Below are 18,744 nucleotides of genomic sequence, written 5' to 3' on the forward strand. Positions count from 1 at the left end.
GCGCCGCACCGGCCGTTCGCGGCAGGCCCCCGCCCTCGTTGCACGGGCGCAGGGGGGATTACCCATGTTGAAGACCAGTTTCGTCTCGCTGCTCGCGATCGCCGCCGCCCTGCCGGCCCATGCGCAGGACGCCGGCCAGGCGAGCGACCCGCAGGACGCGATCATCGTCACTGCCTCGCGCTCGGGCGACGGCATCGAGCTCAAGGACCTGCCCGCCTCCGCCACGGTGATCGACGCGGCCGCGCTCGACCAGCGCCAGACACGCATCGTCTCCGACGCGCTGCGCGACGTGCCCGGCGTCGCGGTCAGCCGCATCGGCGCGATCGGCGGCCAGACCCAGATCCGCATCCGCGGCAGCGAAGCCAATCACGTCCTGGTCCTGATCGACGGGATCGAAGCGGCCGACCCCTATTATGGCGAATATGATTTCGGCACGCTGATCGCCGATCCGGCGGCGCGCATCGAAGTGCTGCGCGGCCAGCAATCCTCGCTCTACGGATCGGACGCGATCGGCGGTGTGGTCAACTACATCACGCTCTCGGGCCGCGAGGCGCCGGGCTACAGCGCGCGCGCCGAAGGCGGCTCGTTCGGTACCTTCAGCGGCGCGGCCCGCGCGGCCGGCGCTTCGGACACGCTCGACTATGCGGTTTCGGGCAGCTGGTATCATACCAAGGGCTATCCGACGGCGCGCGGCGGCACGCGCGACATCGGCTCGGACAGCGTCGGCGCCAGCGCCAAGCTGGGCTGGACGCCCGCCGAGAACTTCAAGCTGACAGGCGTGCTGCGCTACAGCCACACCGATGCCGAGACCAACAACAGCGAGAGCAATCCAGCGAGCCCGCGCTTCGGCTATACGGTCGACAGCCCGGGCGTGCGCTTCACCAACGAAGCGTTCTACGGCCTGCTCAGCGCCGAGCTGACCGCGCTCGACGGCCGCTGGACCAACACGCTTTCCGGCCAGTTCGCCGACACCACCCGCACCGGCTACAAGCCGAGCGGGATCGACTATGGCGACAAGGGCCAGCGCTACAAGGGCTCGTTCGTCTCGAGCTTCCGCTTCGGCACCGACGCGATCACGCACCGCCTGACCGCCGCGGTCGACTGGGAGCGCGAACAGTTCCGCAACACCACGCCGGGCACGGGCTCGCCCTATGACGCCTTTCGCGGCCGCCGCAGCACCGACAATCTCGGCCTGGTCGGCCAATATGAGCTGACCGCGGGCGATTTCACCGGCGGCGCCTCGGTTCGCCACGACGACAACAACCGCTTCGCCGACGTGACCACCTGGCGCGTCCAGGCCGGCTATCGCCTGCCGACCGACACGCGCGTCCACGCCGCCTATGGCACCGGCGTGAAGAACCCGGGCTATTACGAGTTGTTCGGCTATTCGAGCGGCACCTATATCGGCAATCCCAACCTCAGGCCGGAAAAGTCCGCGGGCTGGGAAGCCGGGATCGAGCAGAGCTTCTGGGACGGCAAGGCGACGCTGGGCGCTACTTATTTCGATTCGAAGCTGACCGACGAAATCTACATCACCTATCCCGCGCCGACCTACACGGCGACACCGGGCAACCGCACCACCGATTCCAAGCAGCACGGCGTCGAAGTGACCGCCAGCCTGCGTCCGATCCGCCAGATCCGGATCGATGCCGTCTATACCCATCTGAAGGCGACCGAAGACGGCGTCACCGAAGTTCGTCGCCCGGGCGACATTGCCAGCGTCAACGCCACGCTGTTCAGCAAGGACGAGCGTTTCTCGACCACGCTGACGGTGCGCTACAACGGCCGGATGGACGACCTGGCCTATATCGACCCAAGCTATGTGCCGGTGCGCGTCTCGCTCAAGCCCTTCACGCTGGTGAACCTCAACGCGCAGTACAAGCTGAGCGACCGTTTCTCAGTGTTCGGCCGGGTCGAGAACCTGTTCGACGTGAAATATGAGGAAGTGTTCAGCTTCGCGACGCCGGGCGCCGCCGCCTATGCCGGCGCGCGCGTCGCCTTCTGAAGCCAAAAGGGGGAAGCGGCCGTGAAGCAGCGCACCGACGCCGAACACAATGCCAGGATGAAGAAAGTCCAGGCCGCCCAGGCGAAGAAACTCGCCACCAAGACGGTCGAGAAGGGCCTGATCATCGTCCATACCGGGCCGGGCAAGGGCAAGACGTCCGCAGCACTCGGCATGGCGGTGCGCGCGATCGGGCACGGCATGAAGGTGGGCATGGTCCAGTTCGTGAAGGGCGCCATGGCCACCGGCGAGAAGGCGGTGTTCGACCGCTTCCCCGAGCTGATCGAGTTCAAGCCGATGGGCGAAGGCTTCACCTGGGACACCCAGGACCGCGCGCGCGACATCGCCGTGGCGCGCGAAGCCTGGGAAGAAGTGAAGCGGATGATCGCCGATCCGGACTATGCGATGGTGATCGCCGACGAGCTCAACATCGTGCTGCGCTACGATTACCTGCCGACGGAGGAAGTGCTCGCGGCGCTCGCCGCCAAGCCGGCGATGAAGCACGTCATCGTCACTGGCCGAAACGCGCCCCAGGCGCTGATCGACGCGGCCGACCTCGTCACCGAGATGAGCCAGGTGAAGCACCCCTTTCGCGAGCAGAACGTCAAGGCACAGGCGGGAATCGAGTTCTGATGATCCGCGCACCCTCCACCCCGCCTGTTCCCCGGCGAAGGCCGGGGCCCAGTTGCCACGGCGTTCGAGAGGTTCTCTCAGTTCACCAACTGCACCGAAGCTGGGCCCCGGCCTTCGCCGGGGAACGGGAAAGCTCGTTCTGATGGTTTCCCGCATCAAAATCGCGGCGCTCGGCCTGCCACTGCTTGCTTTGGGTGGCGCAATCTCGTGGGCGAGCACCGACGCGCCCACACCGCCATCGGCGGGCAAGCCGAAGCGGATCGTGTCGATCAACCTGTGCGCCGATCAGCTCGTCCTCGCCCTCGCCGATCGCGGCCAGATCGCCGGGCTGACTCGCAACGCCACCGATGCGGAGATGTCGGGCGAGGCGGCGAAGGCGCATGGGCTGCCGATCCTCAAGAATTCCGCCGAGCAGATATTGGCGATCGATCCCGACCTGATCGTCGGCATGCCGGCCAGCCGCAGCGCGCCGATGCGCGCGCTTCGGGGGCACCGCTACAACCTGCTCGATCTCGCCACTGCTAACACGGTCGACGAGATCTATGCCACGATCCGCCAGACCGCAGTGGCGGTGGGCCATCCCGAGCGCGGCGATGCGCTGGTCGCGCGCATGCAGGCGCAACTCGCCGCGATCGGCAGGCCGGGGCGCGGCAAGGTGGCGGCCTATTATCAGCGCCGCGGCTTCATGACCGGCACCGGCACGCTGATCGACGACCTGATGCAGCGCATGGGGCTGGTGAACCTGGCGGCGAAGCTCGGCAGGCCGCCGCTGTCGCAGCTCAGCCTCGAGGAGATGGTGGCGGCGCGGCCCGACTATCTCATCGTCGAGAGCGCCACCGACACGGTTGCCGACCAGGGTACCGAGATGCTCCACCACCCCGCGCTGGCCGGCATTCCCCGGATCAGCATTCCCCAGGCCTGGACCGTGTGCGGCAGCCCCGCCTATGTCGACGCTGCGCGGGGAATGGCGCAGCAGCTGGCCCGTTTTCAGGATCGGACCCACGCCCGATGACGATTTCCCGCCCCCTGTTGATCGCCGGGCTGATCGCCCTCACGCTGATCGCCGCGATCGGCTCGATCCTCTTCGGCCCGGTGCATCTGTCGCTCGCCCGGATGGTTGCCGCCTTCACCGGCCATGGCGACAGGATCGCCACCACCATCCTGCTCGAGCTGCGCCTGCCGCGCATGCTGCTCGGCCTGGGCGTGGGCGCGATGCTCGGCCTGGCCGGGGCGGCGCTGCAGGGCTATCTGCGCAATCCACTGGCCGAGCCCTCGGTGCTGGGCACATCCAACGCCGCGTCGCTCGGTGCGGTCGCCGCGCTCTATTTCGGGCTGGCCGCGCTGCATCCGGTGGTGCTGCCGGTGCTGGCGGTGCTGGGCGCGCTGCTCTCGCTGGTCGGCCTGTCGGCGCTGGCCGGCCGCTCGGAGAGCCCGCTCACCCTGATCCTCGCCGGCATCGCGATCGCCACCCTGGCCACGGCCGGCGTCAGCCTGGCGCTCAATCTTTCGCCCAATCCCTTCGCGGCGATGGAGATCATGACCTGGCTGCTCGGCAGCCTGGAAAACCGCTCGTTCGAGCATGTCTGGATCGCCTATCCCTGTATCGCGATCGGCGGGCTGCTGCTGCTCTGGGACGGTCGCGCGCTCGATGCGCTGACCTTGGGCGAGGACGGCGCGCAGGCGCTCGGCGTCGATCTGCGGCGCACGCGCATCCGGCTGCTGCTCGGCACCGCGATCGGCGTGGGCGGCGCGGTCGCAGTGTCGGGTGCCATCGGGTTCATCGGGCTGATCGTGCCGCACCTGGTCCGCCCGCTCACCGATCGCAGCCCCTCGGCGATCCTCATTCCCTCGGCGATCGGCGGCGCGGCGCTACTCACATTCGCCGATGTCGCGGTGCGGCTGATCGACACCCGGAACGAACTGAAGCTCGGCGTCGTCACGGCCTTTCTCGGCGTGCCGGTCTTCCTGATCCATCTGATGCGGGAGCGCCGGCTGTGGTGACGATTAGCCTCCAAGGCGTCGCAGTCGCGCTCGGAAACCGCATGGTGGTCAAGAATGCCGGCGCGGTTTTCACCCCCGGCACCCTCACCGGCATCGTCGGCCCCAACGGCGCCGGCAAGTCGACGCTCGCCCGCGCAATGCTGGCGCTGGTGCCGCACAAGGGCCGCATCCTGGTCGACGACGCGGAAGTCGCGACGATGCCGCGCGCCGATCTCGCCCGGCGCGTCGCCTATCTGCCGCAGGGCCAGACGCTGCACTGGCCGCTCACCGTCGAGCGGCTGGTCGAGCTCGGCCGCCTGCCGCATCTCGCGCCGATGTCGCGGATCGGCGATGCAGACACCGTATCGATCGAGCGGGCAATGACGCGCGCGGATGTCGCCTCGCTGCGCGACCGCGTCGCCACCGAGCTTTCGGGCGGCGAGCGCGCCCGCGTGCTGCTCGCCCGCGCGCTGGCGGTGGAAGCGCCCGCGCTGATCGCCGACGAGCCGCTCGCCAGCCTCGATCCCGGTCACCAGATCGACGTGATGGAACTGCTCCACGGCGAGGCACGCGCCGGCGCGCTGGTGATCGCGGTGCTGCACGACCTCACCATGGCGGCGCGCTATTGCGACCGGCTGGTGCTGATCGACCGGGGCACCATCGTCGCCGACGGAACGCCCGCCGAAGTGCTGACTCCGGCCAATCTCAAGTCGGTCTACGGCATCGACGCGCGTGTCGAACTGGGCGGCGACTGGCCGACAGTCACTGCCCTGGGCCGCAGCCGGTGAGCGACGACGCCGCCTTCTACCGCGACCAGGGTCACGCCGCGCTGCCGCTGTTCGATCGCGCCCTGGTGGAGGCCGCCCAGGCCGATATCGCCGAGCATATCGACCGGCTGTCGCACGCGCTCTACCTCCCCTTCGAGCAGAGCTGCCCCGACGCCCCGCTTGCCGAACGGCTCGACCGAATCTACCAGAATGACCGCAGCCAGGCGAACCTGCTCCGCGTCGCGATCTGCACCGACGCGCATCGCGGACCCCGCCTCCAGGCGATTGCCAACGATCCCGGCCTGCGCGCGGAGGCCGAGCGGATCGGCGGACAGGCGCTCGCCGGCAAGGTCGTCCGCGTCCGCGCCAGCATCGCCAGCTTCCCCGAGCATCGCCATGCCTGGCACTCGGACGTCGCCCGGGACGACGGCGTCGCCTGCGGCCAGGTCTGGACCACCGCCTGGATCCCGCTCAGCGATGCCGGCCCCGGCAATGGCGGGCTGGAGATCATCCCGGGCCGCCTGCCTGCCCCGCTCGCCAGCCAGACCGACAACGGCCTCAGGATCACCGAGGAAGCGATTGCCGGCCTGCCGCGCCTCCAGCCCGAATGCCCGGCCGGCACCGTGCTGTTCCTCGATCGCTTCACGCCGCACCGCACCCTGCCCGCCGACAAGGCGCGCTTCGCCCTTGTCGTCTGGTTCAAGGCCGCCTAAGGCCACCCGCGCGACAGGTTCCCCGGAAACGGGGATGAAAATGGGAACGGGACAATCCCGGCTGCCCCTGCAACTGTAAGCGGCGAGCCATCGGCCTCATGCCATTGGGTGTTGCACCCGAGAAGGCGGCCGGACCGGCAACGACCCGCGAGCCAGGAGACCTGCCCGTCGCGGTCGTCTTTCGTGCGGACAGGGTGTGCCGGGCGGACGGGGGTGAACCCGAGCGACGACAAGGTTGGCCGCGTGCGCGCGCGGACGATGTCGCTCGCCCCAGGGGCGCCGGCATCGGCCTTGCGCGCGTGCGGCGTCGTTATGGGTTGCACGCAATGAAGTCCGTTCTCCGTTTCTCCGCCTCGTTCCTCGCCCTGGTCGCCGCGCCCGCGGCCTTCGCCCAGCAGGCGCCCGCGCCCGATGCGGCGGCGGCCGAGGACAGCGACCAGATCACCGTCACCGCCACCCGCGCGCCGGTGAACATCGACCAGGTCCCCGCCTCGATCACCGTGCTCGACAAGACCGCGATCGACCGCAGCCAGGATATCGGCGCGACCGAGCTGCTGCTGCGCACGCCGGGCATCAGCGTCTCGCGCAACGGCGGCTATGGCACCTCCACGTCGCTGCGCATCCGCGGCGCCGAGGCCGATCAGACCGTCGTGGTGATCGACGGGGTGAAGCTCAACGATCCGGCGGCCACCGGCGGCGGCTACAACTTCGCCAACCTGCTGGTCGGCGACGCGTCGCGCATCGAAGTGCTGCGCGGGCCGCAATCGATCCTGTGGGGCAGCCAGGCGATCGGCGGCGTGGTCAACATCGTCACCGCCGCGCCGGAGAAGCCGCTGGAGGGCAGCTTCGATATCGAGGCCGGATCGCGCGAAACCGTGAGCGCCCGCGCCGCGATCGGCGGCCGCACCGGGCCGGTCAGCTGGCGCGTCGGCGGCCAGAGCTTCACCACCGCCGGCATCTCGGCGATCGCCCCGGCGTTCGGTGGCAAGGAAACCGACGGCTATACCAACCGCAGCGCCACCGGCCGCGCCGAACTCGCGCTCGCCAGCAACCTCAGCGTCGAGGTGCGCGGCTATTATTCGAAGGGCCACACCGAAATCGACGCGACCACCGGCGACAGCAGCGACTATTCGCTGAACGAGGAGTTCGTCGGCTATGCGGGCGTGAACCTCGCCCTGCTCGACGGCCGGTTCCGCAATCGCTTCGCCTATGCCTATACCGACACCGATCGCGACAGCTACGGCCCCACCCGCGCCCGCCCGCTGAGCTTCGAATCCAACGGCCGCAACCAGCGGCTGGAATATCAGGGCAGCTTCGCCTTCACCCAGCGCATCTCGGCGGTGTTCGGGCTGGAGAACGAGAATTCGAAGTTCCGCAGCCGCTCGCCCGCGGCTTCGCTCGCTACGCCGCTGCCGGCCTTCGCGCGCGGCAATGCAGAGATCACCAGCGCCTATGCCCAGCTGAGCGTCGAGCCGATCGACGGCCTTACCCTCAATGGCGGCATCCGCTACGACGATCACAACCGCTTCGGCGGCCAGACCCTGTTCGCGGCGGGCGGCGTGTGGCGCCTGTCGACCGGCACGATCCTGCGCGCCAGCTATGGCGAGGGCTTCAAGGCGCCGACGCTCTACCAGCAGTTCAGCGAATATGGGAACACGGCGCTGGATCCCGAGCGGGCCAAGGGCTGGGAAGCGGGGGTCGAGCAGCAGCTGTTCGGCCGCAAGCTGACCTTCGGCGCGACCTATTTCGAGCGCACCACCACCAGCCAGATCATCTTTAACAGCTGCACCGCGACCTCGACCATGCTGCTCTGCTTCGTGCCGGGCACCACCACGCGCCGTTCGGGCTATTATTCGAACGTCTCGCGCGCCGAGGCGCACGGCATCGAGGCCGCGGCCGCCGTCAAGCTGGGTGGCTTCACGCTCGACGGCAACTATAGCTGGATCGTCGCCGAGGACCGCTCGCCGGGCACCGCGAACTTCGGCAAGTGGCTGCCGCGCCGCCCCCAGAACAGCGCCAACGGCTCGATCAGCTACGCCTTCCCCTTCGGCCTCACCACCGGCGCCGCGATCCGCTGGTCGGGTCACAGCTTCGACAATGCGGCCAACACCACCCGGCTCGACGGCTATACGTTGGTCGACCTGCGCGCAGAGCTGAAGGCCGGCGACAATCTCAGCGTGTTCGCCCGCGCCGAGAACCTGTTCGACGAGACCTACATGACCGCCTATCGCTACGGCACGCTGGGCCGCAGCATCTATGCCGGCATTCGCGGGCGCTTCTGACGATGGGAGAAGGCAAGATGACGCAAGCTCGGGCTTCCACGCTCTGGATCATGCTGCTCACACTGGCGAGCATGGCGACCAGCTTCGCCCTCGCCTGCACGGCCCCGGTCGCGGCGCTCGCCGCGCTGGCGGCAGTGCACATGCGCCGGCGCGACGGGATCGCGCTGGCGCTCGCCGCCTGGGGGGCCAATCAGGCCGTGGGCTTCCTGTTCCTCCACTATCCGCACGATCCCAAGACGCTCCTCTGGGGCGTCGGGCTCGGCACTGCGGCGGCGGGATCGGCGATCGGTGCCTATGCGGCGCTCGCCCGTCTCGACGTGAAGTCGACGGTCGCGCGGCTCGCCATCGCCTATGTCGGGGCGTTCGTGGCAGGGAAGCTGGTGACCTTGTGCTGGGCGGCAGTGCTCGGCGGCGTCGCGATCACGCTCCATCCCGGCTATTCGCTCGACCAGTTCCTGCGCAACGGCGCCATCCTGATCGGACTCTACCTCTTCTACCGGCTGCTGCTGGCGTTCGGCGTGCCTGAACCGCGGACGAGGCTCGCCGCCGCCTGATGCTGAAACGCGTCGAGGACGGCCCGGCGGTCGTCGCCTGCAACACCTGCCGCCATTCCGCAGATGCCCGCGAGGATGGCGAGGGCATGCGCGGCGGCGCCCGGCTGGTCGCGGCGCTGCGCAAGGTGCAGGCGAGCGACCCGCGCTATGCCGGCGTCGCGGTGCAGGAGATGCCCTGCCTGTTCGCCTGTACCGATTTCTGCACCGTCCATCTGCGCGCGCCCGAAAAGATGGGGTACGTCCTCGGCCGGTTCACGCCGGACGAGGAGAGCGCGCGCGCCATTCTCGACTATGCCGTACATCATGCGGCGAGCGAGCATGGCCGGGTACCCTTCCAGCAATGGCCGGAAGGCGTCAAAGGCCATTTCATCACCCGCACTCCACCCCCAGGATTCGTCGCCGAATGACCTTTGCCTCGCCCGCCGGCTTCCGCGCCGCGCTCGCCGATCTCCGCGGCCCCGACCAACGCGCCATCGCCGCCGCCCGCGCCCGCCAGGGTGAACTGACCAAGCCGGCCGGCTCGCTCGGCCGGCTCGAGGACATCGCCGTCTTCCTCGCCGGCTGGCGGGGCGTCGACCGGCCGAAGATCGCGCGCGCCCGCACCGCGATCTTCGCCGGCAATCACGGCGTGACCGCGCACGGCGTGAGCGCCTTTCCGGCGAGCGTGACGGCGCAGATGGTCGCCAATTTCGAAGCCGGCGGCGCGGCGATCAACGCGCTGTCGAGCGCGGCCGGGATGGAGCTCCGAGTGACCGCGCTCGATCTCGACGCGCCTACCACCGATTTCACGACCGCTCCCGCGATGACCGAAGCCGAATGCCTTGCCGCGCTCGATGCGGGCGCCGCGGCGGTGGCCGGCGATCTCGACCTGCTCGCCGTCGGCGAAATGGGCATCGGCAACTCGACTGCCGCGGCCGCGCTCTGCCTGCGCAGCTTCGGCGGCGTCGCGGCGGACTGGATCGGCCCGGGCACGGGCGTCGACTCCGACGGGATCGCGCGCAAGGCCGCGGTCGTCGAGCGCGCGCTCGCCGTTCACGCGGATGCGCCAACGGACGCGTTCGAGACGTTGCGCCGCGTCGGCGGACGCGAGATCGCGGCAATCGCCGGCGCCGTGCTGCGCGCGCGCCAGCTGGGCATTCCCGTGGTGCTCGACGGCTTCATCAGCGGAGCCGCGATCGCCCCGCTCGCCGCCGACAATGCAGCGATCACCGCGCATTGCATCGCCGGCCATGTCTCGGCCGAGCCCGGCCATCCCCGGCTGCTGGCCCGGCTGGGGCTGGAGCCGCTGCTGGCGCTCGGCATGCGGCTGGGCGAGGGCAGCGGCGCGGCCGTGGCAGTCGGGGTGATCCGCGCCGCGCTGGCCGCGCACGACCAGATGGCGACGTTCGCCGAGGCGCAGGTATCCGGATCGCTGTGACCTGCTTCGCGCTCCATCTGCTGCGTCACGGCGCGCCCGTCCTGCCCGGGCGGCTGATGGGGCATACCGATTGCGAACCCACACGGGCGGGCATCGCGGCCTGTGTGGCACAGGCCGATGCGCTCGGCGTCGCGCGCATCGTCACTTCCGACCTGCGGCGTGCCCGCGCCGCCGCCGATGCCGTCGCCGGAGGGACCGGGCTGGTACCGACGGTCGATCCGCGCTGGCGCGAGCTCGACTTCGGCGCCTGGGACGGGATGGCGCCCGACGCTGTCGATCCGGCGGCGCTCGGCCAATTCTGGAACGACCCCGAGGCGAATCCGCCGCCCGGCGGCGAGCGCTGGTCGGCACTGGTCGCCCGCGTCTCCGCAGCGATCGGCGCACTCGCACCCGCGCCCACGCTCGTCATCACGCATGGCGGAGCAATCCGCGCCGCCCTCCATCTGCTGTGCGGCTTCGAACAGCGCCAGCTCTGGGCCTTCGACTTGCCCTATGGCGTGCTGGTCTCGTTGCGGATGTGGCCGGGCGAACGGCCGAGCGCGCAGATCGCCGGGCTCTACCCATGAAGGGATTGATCGTCGCGATCCAGTTCCTGACCCGGCTGCCGGCGCCGCGGATCGCCGTGAGCGGCGCGGAGTTCGCCGCGTCGATCCGCTGGTTTCCGGCAGTGGGACTGATCGTGGGAGCGATCGTCGCGGCCGGATGCCGGCTTGGAGCCGAGATCGAGCCCTGGACGGCGGCGCTCGCGGGGCTGGTGCTCTGGGTGACGGTCACCGGTGCGCTGCATCTCGACGGGCTCGGCGATGTCGCCGATGCCGCCGGCGCCGCGCACAAGGATCGCGAACGAGTCCTGACGGTGCTCGCCGACCCGCATCTCGGCAGCTTCGGCGCCGTGGCGATCGGGCTGCAGCTGCTCGCCAAGCTGGTGCTCCTGCATGCCCTGGTCGCCGCCAATGCCTATCCGGCGATCGCGCTCATTCCCTTCGCCGCGCGCATCGGCCCGCTGCTGTGGACGCGTTGGCTGCCGGATCTCCATGCCGGCCTCGCCTCGCGTTTCCGCGACGCGGTGCGCCCGCTCGATCTCGCGATCTGGACGATCGCGCTGGCCGCCGCCGCCTGGCTCTCGCCCAGCCTGCTCGCCGCGCCGCCATTGCTGTTCGGCTGGGCCGCATGGCTATGGCGCAGGTTCGGCGGGATATCGGGCGACGGCCATGGCGGCGGAATCGAAGTGACGGAGACGGGGCTGCTGCTCGCCGCCTTGCTCCTGGCCAGGCTCGCATGAGCGGCTGGACCTGGCATGGCGGCGGGATCGAAGCCGCGCGGCGGCATTTCGGCGGGAACGACTGGCTCGACTTGTCGACCGGCATCAATCCCCATCCCTGGCCCGGCGCCGATGCCCTCACCATCGACTGGCGCCGGCTGCCCGGACAGGAAGATCTGGCCGGGCTCGAAGCCGAAGCCGCCGGGCATTTCGGCATCGACCCGCGCCATGTCTGCGCGGTGCCCGGCACCGAGCTGGGCCTGCGCCTGGCCGGCAGGCTGCTTGGCGGCCCCGCCCGTTATCTGGCGCCCACCTATCGCACCCATGGCGAGATGATCGCCGGAGCCGCGCCGATCGAGCCGGACGCCCTCGACGCGGACAACGGCACGCTGATCCTCGCCAACCCCAACAATCCCGACGGGCGCATCCTGCCTCCCGCCCGCCTGCTGGACCTGCTCGATCGGCGCGCGGACGATGCGTGGCTGCTGCTCGACGAGGCATTTGCCGATGTCGATCCGGCACAGAGCCTGGCCGACTGGATCGACGATGCGCGCCGTCTCGTCATCTTCCGTTCCTTCGGCAAGTTCTTCGGGCTGGCCGGGGTGCGGCTCGGCTTCGTGCTCGGCCCGGCGCCGATCCTCGCCGCCATCCGCACGGCGATCGGCGCCTGGCCGGTATCCGCGGGCGCCATCGCCATCGGGACCGCCGCCTATCGCGACCGCTCCTGGATCGAGGCGATGCGCACGCAGCTTCATGCCGAGGCCGCGGCGCTCGACGCGATGCTCGTCCGGACCGGCCATCGCCCGGCCGGAGCCTGCCCTCTCTTCCGCCTGCTCGAAGTGCCGGACGGCATGGCCTTGTTCGAGCGGCTGGCGCGCTGCGCCATCCTCACGCGGCCCTTTGCCGATCGGCCGCGCCGGCTGCGCATCGGCCTGCCCCGGGACCAGGCTGGCCGCGCTCGGCTCGAGGCGGCATTGGCCGATGGCTGAGCCCTGCGCGCTCGTCGCGCTCGCGCTCGATGCGGCCCTGGGCTGGCCCGACGGACTCTATCGCCGGATCGGCCATCCGGTCGGCCTGTTCGCGCGGATCATCGGCGCGTGCGAAGGGCGGTGGAACCGCCCCGAGCGCAGCTTCGGTGCGCGGCGTGCGCTGGGCGTTCTCACCCTGTTGCTGCTGCTCGCGCTGGTCGGCAGCACCGGCTGGATCGCCCAGCAGCTGCTCCTGCAGCATCTTGGCGGCTGGGGCTGGCTCGCGATCGCATTGCTGGCCTGGCCCGCGCTCGCCCAGCGCAGCCTGTACGACCATGTCCGCCCGGTCGCCCGGGCACTGGCCGAGGGCGATCTGCCCGCCGCGCGCGAAGCCGTGGGCAGGATCGTCGGCCGCGACACCGCCGCGCTCGACGAAGCCGGCGTGGCGCGCGCCGCGATCGAAAGCCTGGCCGAGAGCTTTTGCGACGGCGTCGTCGCGCCTGCCTTCTGGCTGCTCCTGCTCGGCCTGCCGGGCGCCTGGACCTACAAGGCGATCAACACCGCGGACTCGATGATCGGCCATCGCGAGGCGCGCTGGCGCGCGTTCGGCTGGGCGTCGGCGCGCGCCGACGATCTGCTCAACCTGGTGCCCGCCCGGCTTTCCGCCCTGCTGCTCTGCCTTGCCGGCCGCGGGGGCTGGCGGACGCTGTGGCGCGACGCCGGCAACCATGCCTCCCCCAATGCCGGCTGGCCGGAAGCGGCAATGGCCGGCACTCTGGGGCTCCGCCTCGCCGGCCCGATCGCCTATGACGGTACGATGCACGACAAGCCCTGGATCGGCGACGGCCGCAGCGACGCAGGCAGCGAGGACATTCGCCGCGCGCTGCACATCTATGCCGGCGCCTGCCTGCTGCTCTGGCTGATCGCGGGGAGTGTCGCATGGGCGCTCTGATGCTCCAGGGCACCGGATCGGACGTTGGCAAGTCGGTGCTGGTCGCCGGGCTCTGCCGGGCCTTCGCCAATCGCGGGCTGGCGGTGCGTCCGTTCAAGCCGCAGAACATGTCGAACAATGCCGCGGTGACCGCGGACGGCGGCGAGATCGGCCGCGCCCAGGCGCTGCAGGCGATCGCCTGCCGCGTGGAACCGCATACCGACATGAACCCGGTACTGCTCAAGCCCCAGGCCGATCGCACGTCGCAGCTGATCGTGCACGGCCGGGTGCGCGGCGCGCTCGGCTCGGGCAATTTCCGCGAGGCGCGCGGCGCCCTGCTTGCCGAGGTGCTGGCGAGCTATCGCCGGCTCCAGGCCGCATGCGACCTGGTGGTGGTCGAAGGCGCCGGCTCGCCGGCCGAGATCAACCTGCGCGCCGGCGACATCGCGAACATGGGCTTCGCGCGCGCCGCCGGAGTGCCGGTCGTGCTGGTCGGCGATATCGACCGGGGCGGCGTGATCGCCGCGATCATCGGCACCCGCGCCGTGATCGACCCCGGGGACGCGGCGATGATCCGCGGCTTCCTCATCAACAAGTTCCGCGGCGATCCGGCGCTGTTCGAGGACGGCTATCGCGCAATCGAGGAACGGTCCGGCTGGCGAGGCTTCGGCGTGGTGCCCTGGCTGCCCGCCGCGGTCCGCCTGCCGAGCGAGGATGCAGTGGTGCTGGATCGCACCGCGCCGCGCGGCGGGGGGCGCAGGCTGATCGCCTGCCCGATCCTGCCGCGAATCGCCAATTTCGACGATCTCGATCCTTTGAAGCTGGAGGCGGGCGCGGAACTGGCGATGGTGCCGCCCGGCACCCCGATTCCGGGCGACGCCGCGCTGATCGTGCTGCCCGGCTCCAAGGCGACGATCGCCGACCTGGCCTTCCTGCGCGCCCAGGGCTGGGACATCGACATTCGCGCGCACCACCGTCGCGGCGGCGCCGTCCTCGGATTGTGCGGGGGCTATCAGATGCTCGGGCGCATCGTCGCCGACCCGCTGGGAATCGAAGGTCCTGCAGGCCAGGTAGAAGGGCTGGGTCTGCTCGACGTCGCGACCTGCCTCGCGCCCGCCAAGGTGCTGCGCCAGGTGGCGGGCACTGCGCTCGGCGCGCCGGTTCAGGGCTATGAGATGCACATGGGCGAGACCATCGGCCCCGACACGGCACGCCCCTTCGCGCGGCTGGACGGCTTCGGCCCCGAAGGGGCGATCAGCCGCGACGGGTCGGTGATGGGCAGCTATCTCCACGGCCTGCTTGCGTCGTCCGAGGCGCGCACCGCGCTGCTCGCCCGGATCGGCGTGGCCGGGGCCGGGCGCGACTATCGGGCGGATGTCGACGCCGCGCTCGACGAGATCGCCGCCGATCTCGAGCGCCATGTCGATATCGACGCGCTGCTGCTGCACGCCGGGGAGACCGCATGACCACGCTCTTCGTCCTCGGCGGCGCCCGCTCGGGCAAGAGCCGCTACGCCCAGCAGCGCGCCGAAGCACTGTCCGGCCGCCACGTCTTCGTCGCCACCGCCGAAGCCTGGGACGCCGAAATGGCGGAGCGCATCGCCCGGCATCGTGCCGATCGCGACGCGCGCTGGGAGACCGTGGACGCACCGCGCGCGCTTGCCGCGGCGCTCGATACCGCGAGCGGCACCGGCGCAGTGGTGCTGGTCGATTGCCTCACGCTATGGGCCAGCAACCTGCTGCTCGCCAATGCCGACATGGAACAGGCGACGGCGGGGCTCGGCGCGGCGATCGCACGCTTCGAGGGCCGGCTGATCCTCGTCGCCAACGAAGTCGGCTTCGGCATCGTGCCCGACAATGCGCTGGCGCGGCGCTTCCGCGATGCCGCCGGCCGGACCAACCAGGCAGTCGCGGCGGCCGCCGACGAAGTGATGCTCGTCGTCGCCGGCCTGCCGATGCGTCTGAAATAGCCGTTTCGGAATGCGGGAGCGCTAGCGGGCGCTCCACGCCGCCAGCGCCGCACGATAGGTGCGGCCAACCGGGATCGAAGTGCCGTCGACCAGCTCGATCGGGCCGCCCCGGTGCACCACCGCGAGCTTGGCGCCGTTTATGGCGTGGCTGCGATGCACGCGTATCATGTGCGGCGCCGCCATCCGTACGAGCGAACCCAGATTGGCGGTGACCAGCAGGCTGCGTCCGTCGGCGAGGTGGACGCGGCAATAATCGTCCTCGGCCTGGGCATGAAGGAGATCGCCGCTCGCGACACGATGTTGCGCGTTGCCGTGCGGCAGCGTCACATAGGCGGGTGCGGCCGGCGGCGGCGCTTCGACCGGAACCGCTCGCTTCGGGATTGCGGCGATGGCGAGGAAGGCGGCAGCCAGCAGATAATAGCCGGAATCGAGGAACCCTGGCACCAGCGACGCCCAGAGCAGCGCCAGGCCGTAGCCGCCCAGCGCCGCGCGCATCCGCCCTCGCCCCAGCGCTGCCGCCGCCAGCGCCGCACTGGCCCCGGCGCGCAATGCCCAGAGCGTTTTCGCGTCCCAGGCGGGCAGCAGCCACGCGCACCCGACGGCGAGTGCCGTGGCCAGCAGCAGCATCCGCGCCCGCCGCTCCACCAGCGCGCCGGCCATCCAGGCCAGCAGCAGCGCGCCGACCCCTGCGAGCAGCGCCACTGCGAAGAGCCGCGTCACTTGCCAGGGATAGGCATAGGTCAGCATCAGCTTCGACGCCTCCGCCACTGCCTGCGCCAGCACGATGCCGTTGAGCAGGGCGATCACGCGCCCGGTGCGGGCGAGCAGCTGGAGCAACAGAGTCGCCAGCAGCAGCCCCAGCGCGATCAGCGTCGGCAGATAGGCACGCAGCACGCCGCGCAACGGCTCCTGCGGCGGGCCGACCGCGAGCCGGTGCACCGGCCGGCCGACCGGCACCCAGCGATGATGGGCGGAGAGCCGTACCTCGACCAGATTGCCTCCGGCACGCAGCCGCTCCCAGGGCACCGGGAAGCTCGCTGTGAACCTGCCCGGCACTTCATGCGCACGATCCGGCCCGACGCGCCCGTTCGCGCCGATCGGCACGCCGTTCCACCGGACCTCGGCGCTCGCCATCGCCGTCACGTCGACCGCCAGTGCCTCCGCCTGCCGCGGATCCGCGATCCGCACCACCCGCCGCATCACCGTGACCGGCGCGTCGAGCGACGTCCGCGTCGGGTCGCCCCAGTTGCAAACGCCATTCGAGGGACAGATCCACCATGGCGGCGCGGCCGGCCGCACCACCGCCGCCGGCCATGGCCAGGCCGCGATTCCCAGCGCGACCAGCCCGAACAGGAGCAGGAGCGGCGCGATCAGGCGTTCGGAAAGGCGTTCACCGAGCGGCATGGGCGTTCACCGAATGGCGGTGGCGACCCGGCAGAGTCGATCGCAGGAGTGGATGGAACGCCCCATGGCGCGTTCCTGGCGCGGGTGCCGGGATCACGCAAGGGTCGCCGAGGAGATGCGAGAGTGGAGCATATCGATCGCCGCATGCTGATGATGGGCGTGGCCCTGCTGCCCGTCGCCGCCCGCGCCGCGGCATCCGGAAACGCGGCGGAAAGGGCCGGGCTCGACGCGCTGGTCCGCAAATGGGCGGACGAGCAGGGCTTCAGGGGCCTGATCGCGCTCGGCCGCAAGGGGGAAGTGACCGTCGGCAGCGCCCAGGGGCTCGCCAATGTCGAGACGCGGCTGCCGTTCGGCCTCGACCTGCCGATGGCCATCGCCTCGATTTCCAAGCGGATCACGGCAGTGGTGGCGATGCGGCTGGCCGAGCGCGGCCAATTGTCGCTCGATACCCCGATCGGCCGCTATCTTCCCGACTATCGCAGCGACAATGGCGCAAAGGTCACGCTGCGCCACCTGCTCTCGAACAGCAGCGGCATCCCCAACCAGTTCGGCGCAGTGGTCCGCGCCCGGCCCGAGCTGTTCGGCAAGGACATGCCCACCCGCGAGGCGGTTTCGCTCTTCGCCTCGGGCGATCCGGTGTTCGCGCCCGGCACACGCTTCGACTATGCCCTGACCAACTGGATCCTCGTGCAGGCGATCCTGGAAACGGTGTCCGGCGCGCGCTTCCCGGATCTCGTCCGCGCGCTGGTCACCACGCCGTTGCGCCTGCCCGCAACGCGCCTGGAGCATCTCAGCGGATCGCAATCCTATCGCACGCTCGATCCACCCACCGTCTGGACTTCCCCCGCGGCCGACTATCTCGCGGCCGGCGGCGGCTTCTACGGGACGGCGCGCGACCTGATGCGGTTCGCTCACCGGGTCTACAGCACGTCCTTCCTCACGCCCGGCTCACGGCGCGCGCTCACCATGATCGAAGTGGCGTCCGATCACTATGCGCTCGGCGGCCGCGTCCGCGAGGTGACGATCGCGGGAAAGAGCGTGCGCTGCGCCTGGGACACCGGCAATCGCGAGGGCTATCGCTCGGTGCTCGGCCACCGGCTCGACGGCGAGGGCACGGTCGTGGTGCTCAACAACACCGGCTATTCGCAAAGGACGATGGACGAAGTCGCCGAAGCCGCGCTCCGCCTCCAAGCCGGATAGGCCCGGCATTCCGTCATTGCCGGCATCCGCATTTCCCGGAACTGGCAAGACGATCAGCCATGGGGTCGACCGGCGAAGAGCGGTGCGAGCGTCACCGCGACGGCGCCGAGCAGAATCGCCGCCACTGCCGGCTCGAACTGGTCGGCGAGCCAGAAATAGGCGGCCAGGCTGCCCGACACGGCAATGGCGCCTCCCGCCAGCAAGGTGGCGGCGCGCAGCAACGGGCCGGCGCGGCGCGGCCAGCCATCGACAATCCGGCGTACCCGATCGAGCGCCGCCGCGGAGAAGCCCGCGGCTTCGGCGCGCGCGGCCTCGCCGGCATCGATCGCCGCGCCCTCGAGCCGATACAGGATGGCAAAGCGGCGGAGCGCCTCGAGCCGCGGATTGGCGAGACCGGGCACCCGGCGCGAACCGAACAGCATCGCTCCCAGTCGCTCGACCCGGCGCGGCGCGCGCAACGAGCCGCGGCCATCGGCCTGGGAAAGCTGCAGCGTGCGCAACTCGAGCGGGCTCAGCACGGCTTCGGCGCGCGCATTGCCGGCCATGCCCTCCAGCAGCGCGACCCGGCTGTCGAGATATGCCATTGCAAGATCCTCCTGTTCGGCAGGCCGCTATCTAGGGACGGCGCGCGCGGGGGATTAGGCCCGCGGACGGCATCGCTAG

The 18,744-nt window shown here is 70.4% G+C and carries 19 protein-coding genes and 1 riboswitch; of the genes, 17 read left to right on the plus strand and 2 right to left on the minus strand.

Going from position 1 to position 18,744, the window contains the following annotated elements; genetic code table 11:
- The first annotated feature begins 64 nt into the window (after nt 1–64).
- From FFS08_RS04700 to cobU, 16 genes are all read left to right on the plus strand, one after another.
- Nucleotides 65–2,005, plus strand: coding sequence for a TonB-dependent receptor plug domain-containing protein (locus tag FFS08_RS04700; RefSeq protein ID WP_171012479.1), 1,941 nt, complete (start codon nt 65–67; stop codon nt 2,003–2,005).
- 21 nt (nt 2,006–2,026) lie between these two features.
- Complete coding sequence (gene cobO / locus FFS08_RS04705) at nt 2,027–2,635, plus strand: cob(I)yrinic acid a,c-diamide adenosyltransferase (RefSeq protein WP_137864933.1); 609 nt, start codon at nt 2,027–2,029, stop codon at nt 2,633–2,635.
- 142 nt (nt 2,636–2,777) lie between these two features.
- Complete coding sequence (locus tag FFS08_RS04710; RefSeq protein ID WP_137864934.1) at nt 2,778–3,647, plus strand: ABC transporter substrate-binding protein; 870 nt, start codon at nt 2,778–2,780, stop codon at nt 3,645–3,647.
- The gene (locus tag FFS08_RS04715) at nt 3,644–4,636 is read left to right on the plus strand and encodes a FecCD family ABC transporter permease (RefSeq protein ID WP_137864935.1); all 993 of its coding nucleotides are present in this window, start codon (nt 3,644–3,646) and stop codon (nt 4,634–4,636) included. Before FFS08_RS04710 ends, FFS08_RS04715 begins: the two co-directional genes overlap by 4 nt.
- A complete protein-coding gene (locus FFS08_RS04720) occupies nt 4,630–5,403 on the plus strand; it encodes an ABC transporter ATP-binding protein (protein WP_137864936.1) in 774 nt (257 codons plus the stop codon). Before FFS08_RS04715 ends, FFS08_RS04720 begins: the two co-directional genes overlap by 7 nt.
- Nucleotides 5,400–6,095 (plus strand): phytanoyl-CoA dioxygenase family protein, encoded by a 696-nt coding sequence (locus FFS08_RS04725; RefSeq protein ID WP_137864937.1) that lies wholly within the window; start codon nt 5,400–5,402, stop codon nt 6,093–6,095. The genes FFS08_RS04720 and FFS08_RS04725 overlap by 4 nt, the downstream gene beginning before the upstream one ends.
- A riboswitch (cobalamin riboswitch) is annotated at nt 6,094–6,278 on the plus strand. It overlaps the preceding gene by 2 nt.
- A gap of 143 nt (nt 6,279–6,421) precedes the next feature.
- The gene (locus FFS08_RS04730; protein WP_137871817.1) at nt 6,422–8,377 is read left to right on the plus strand and encodes a TonB-dependent receptor plug domain-containing protein; all 1,956 of its coding nucleotides are present in this window, start codon (nt 6,422–6,424) and stop codon (nt 8,375–8,377) included.
- 17 nt (nt 8,378–8,394) lie between these two features.
- The gene (locus tag FFS08_RS04735; protein ID WP_137862743.1) at nt 8,395–8,931 is read left to right on the plus strand and encodes a hypothetical protein; all 537 of its coding nucleotides are present in this window, start codon (nt 8,395–8,397) and stop codon (nt 8,929–8,931) included.
- Entirely contained in the window at nt 8,931–9,338 is a 408-nt protein-coding gene (locus FFS08_RS04740; protein WP_137862741.1) for a DUF1636 domain-containing protein, read from the plus strand. Before FFS08_RS04735 ends, FFS08_RS04740 begins: the two co-directional genes overlap by 1 nt.
- A complete protein-coding gene (cobT, locus tag FFS08_RS04745; protein ID WP_137862739.1) occupies nt 9,335–10,348 on the plus strand; it encodes a nicotinate-nucleotide--dimethylbenzimidazole phosphoribosyltransferase in 1,014 nt (337 codons plus the stop codon). The genes FFS08_RS04740 and cobT overlap by 4 nt, the downstream gene beginning before the upstream one ends.
- Nucleotides 10,345–10,914 (plus strand): histidine phosphatase family protein, encoded by a 570-nt coding sequence (locus FFS08_RS04750; protein ID WP_137862737.1) that lies wholly within the window; start codon nt 10,345–10,347, stop codon nt 10,912–10,914. The genes cobT and FFS08_RS04750 overlap by 4 nt, the downstream gene beginning before the upstream one ends.
- Complete coding sequence (locus FFS08_RS04755) at nt 10,911–11,630, plus strand: adenosylcobinamide-GDP ribazoletransferase (RefSeq protein ID WP_137862735.1); 720 nt, start codon at nt 10,911–10,913, stop codon at nt 11,628–11,630. Before FFS08_RS04750 ends, FFS08_RS04755 begins: the two co-directional genes overlap by 4 nt.
- Nucleotides 11,627–12,598: an aminotransferase class I/II-fold pyridoxal phosphate-dependent enzyme gene (locus tag FFS08_RS04760; RefSeq protein ID WP_137862733.1), complete on the plus strand. Its 972-nt coding sequence runs from the start codon at nt 11,627–11,629 to the stop codon at nt 12,596–12,598. Before FFS08_RS04755 ends, FFS08_RS04760 begins: the two co-directional genes overlap by 4 nt.
- A complete protein-coding gene (gene cbiB, locus FFS08_RS04765) occupies nt 12,591–13,529 on the plus strand; it encodes an adenosylcobinamide-phosphate synthase CbiB (RefSeq protein ID WP_137862732.1) in 939 nt (312 codons plus the stop codon). The genes FFS08_RS04760 and cbiB overlap by 8 nt, the downstream gene beginning before the upstream one ends.
- The gene (locus FFS08_RS04770; protein WP_137862730.1) at nt 13,517–14,974 is read left to right on the plus strand and encodes a cobyric acid synthase; all 1,458 of its coding nucleotides are present in this window, start codon (nt 13,517–13,519) and stop codon (nt 14,972–14,974) included. Before cbiB ends, FFS08_RS04770 begins: the two co-directional genes overlap by 13 nt.
- A complete protein-coding gene (cobU, locus tag FFS08_RS04775; RefSeq protein ID WP_137862729.1) occupies nt 14,971–15,477 on the plus strand; it encodes a bifunctional adenosylcobinamide kinase/adenosylcobinamide-phosphate guanylyltransferase in 507 nt (168 codons plus the stop codon). The genes FFS08_RS04770 and cobU overlap by 4 nt, the downstream gene beginning before the upstream one ends.
- 21 nt (nt 15,478–15,498) lie before the next feature.
- Here the strand turns inward: cobU and FFS08_RS04780 are convergent, their stop codons facing one another.
- Nucleotides 15,499–16,881 carry a LytR/AlgR family response regulator transcription factor gene (locus FFS08_RS04780; protein ID WP_171012480.1) on the minus strand — a complete coding sequence of 461 codons (1,383 nt, stop codon included), beginning with the start codon at nt 16,879–16,881 and terminating at the stop codon, nt 15,499–15,501.
- 123 nt (nt 16,882–17,004) lie between these two features.
- Here FFS08_RS04780 and FFS08_RS04785 point away from each other — a divergent pair, with 123 nt between their 5' ends.
- Nucleotides 17,005–18,081, plus strand: a complete 1,077-nt coding sequence (locus tag FFS08_RS04785; protein WP_171012481.1) for a serine hydrolase domain-containing protein — start codon at nt 17,005–17,007, stop codon at nt 18,079–18,081.
- 53 nt (nt 18,082–18,134) lie between these two features.
- On the opposite strand, the gene FFS08_RS04790 is transcribed toward FFS08_RS04785, so the two are convergent.
- Complete coding sequence (locus tag FFS08_RS04790; RefSeq protein ID WP_137862723.1) at nt 18,135–18,665, minus strand: hypothetical protein; 531 nt, start codon at nt 18,663–18,665, stop codon at nt 18,135–18,137.
- Nucleotides 18,666–18,744 lie beyond the last annotated feature (79 nt).

Origin of the sequence: Sphingomonas sp. 1F27F7B, assembly GCF_005503355.1 — a bacterium.
Classification (GTDB): Bacteria; Pseudomonadota; Alphaproteobacteria; order Sphingomonadales; family Sphingomonadaceae; genus Sphingomonas.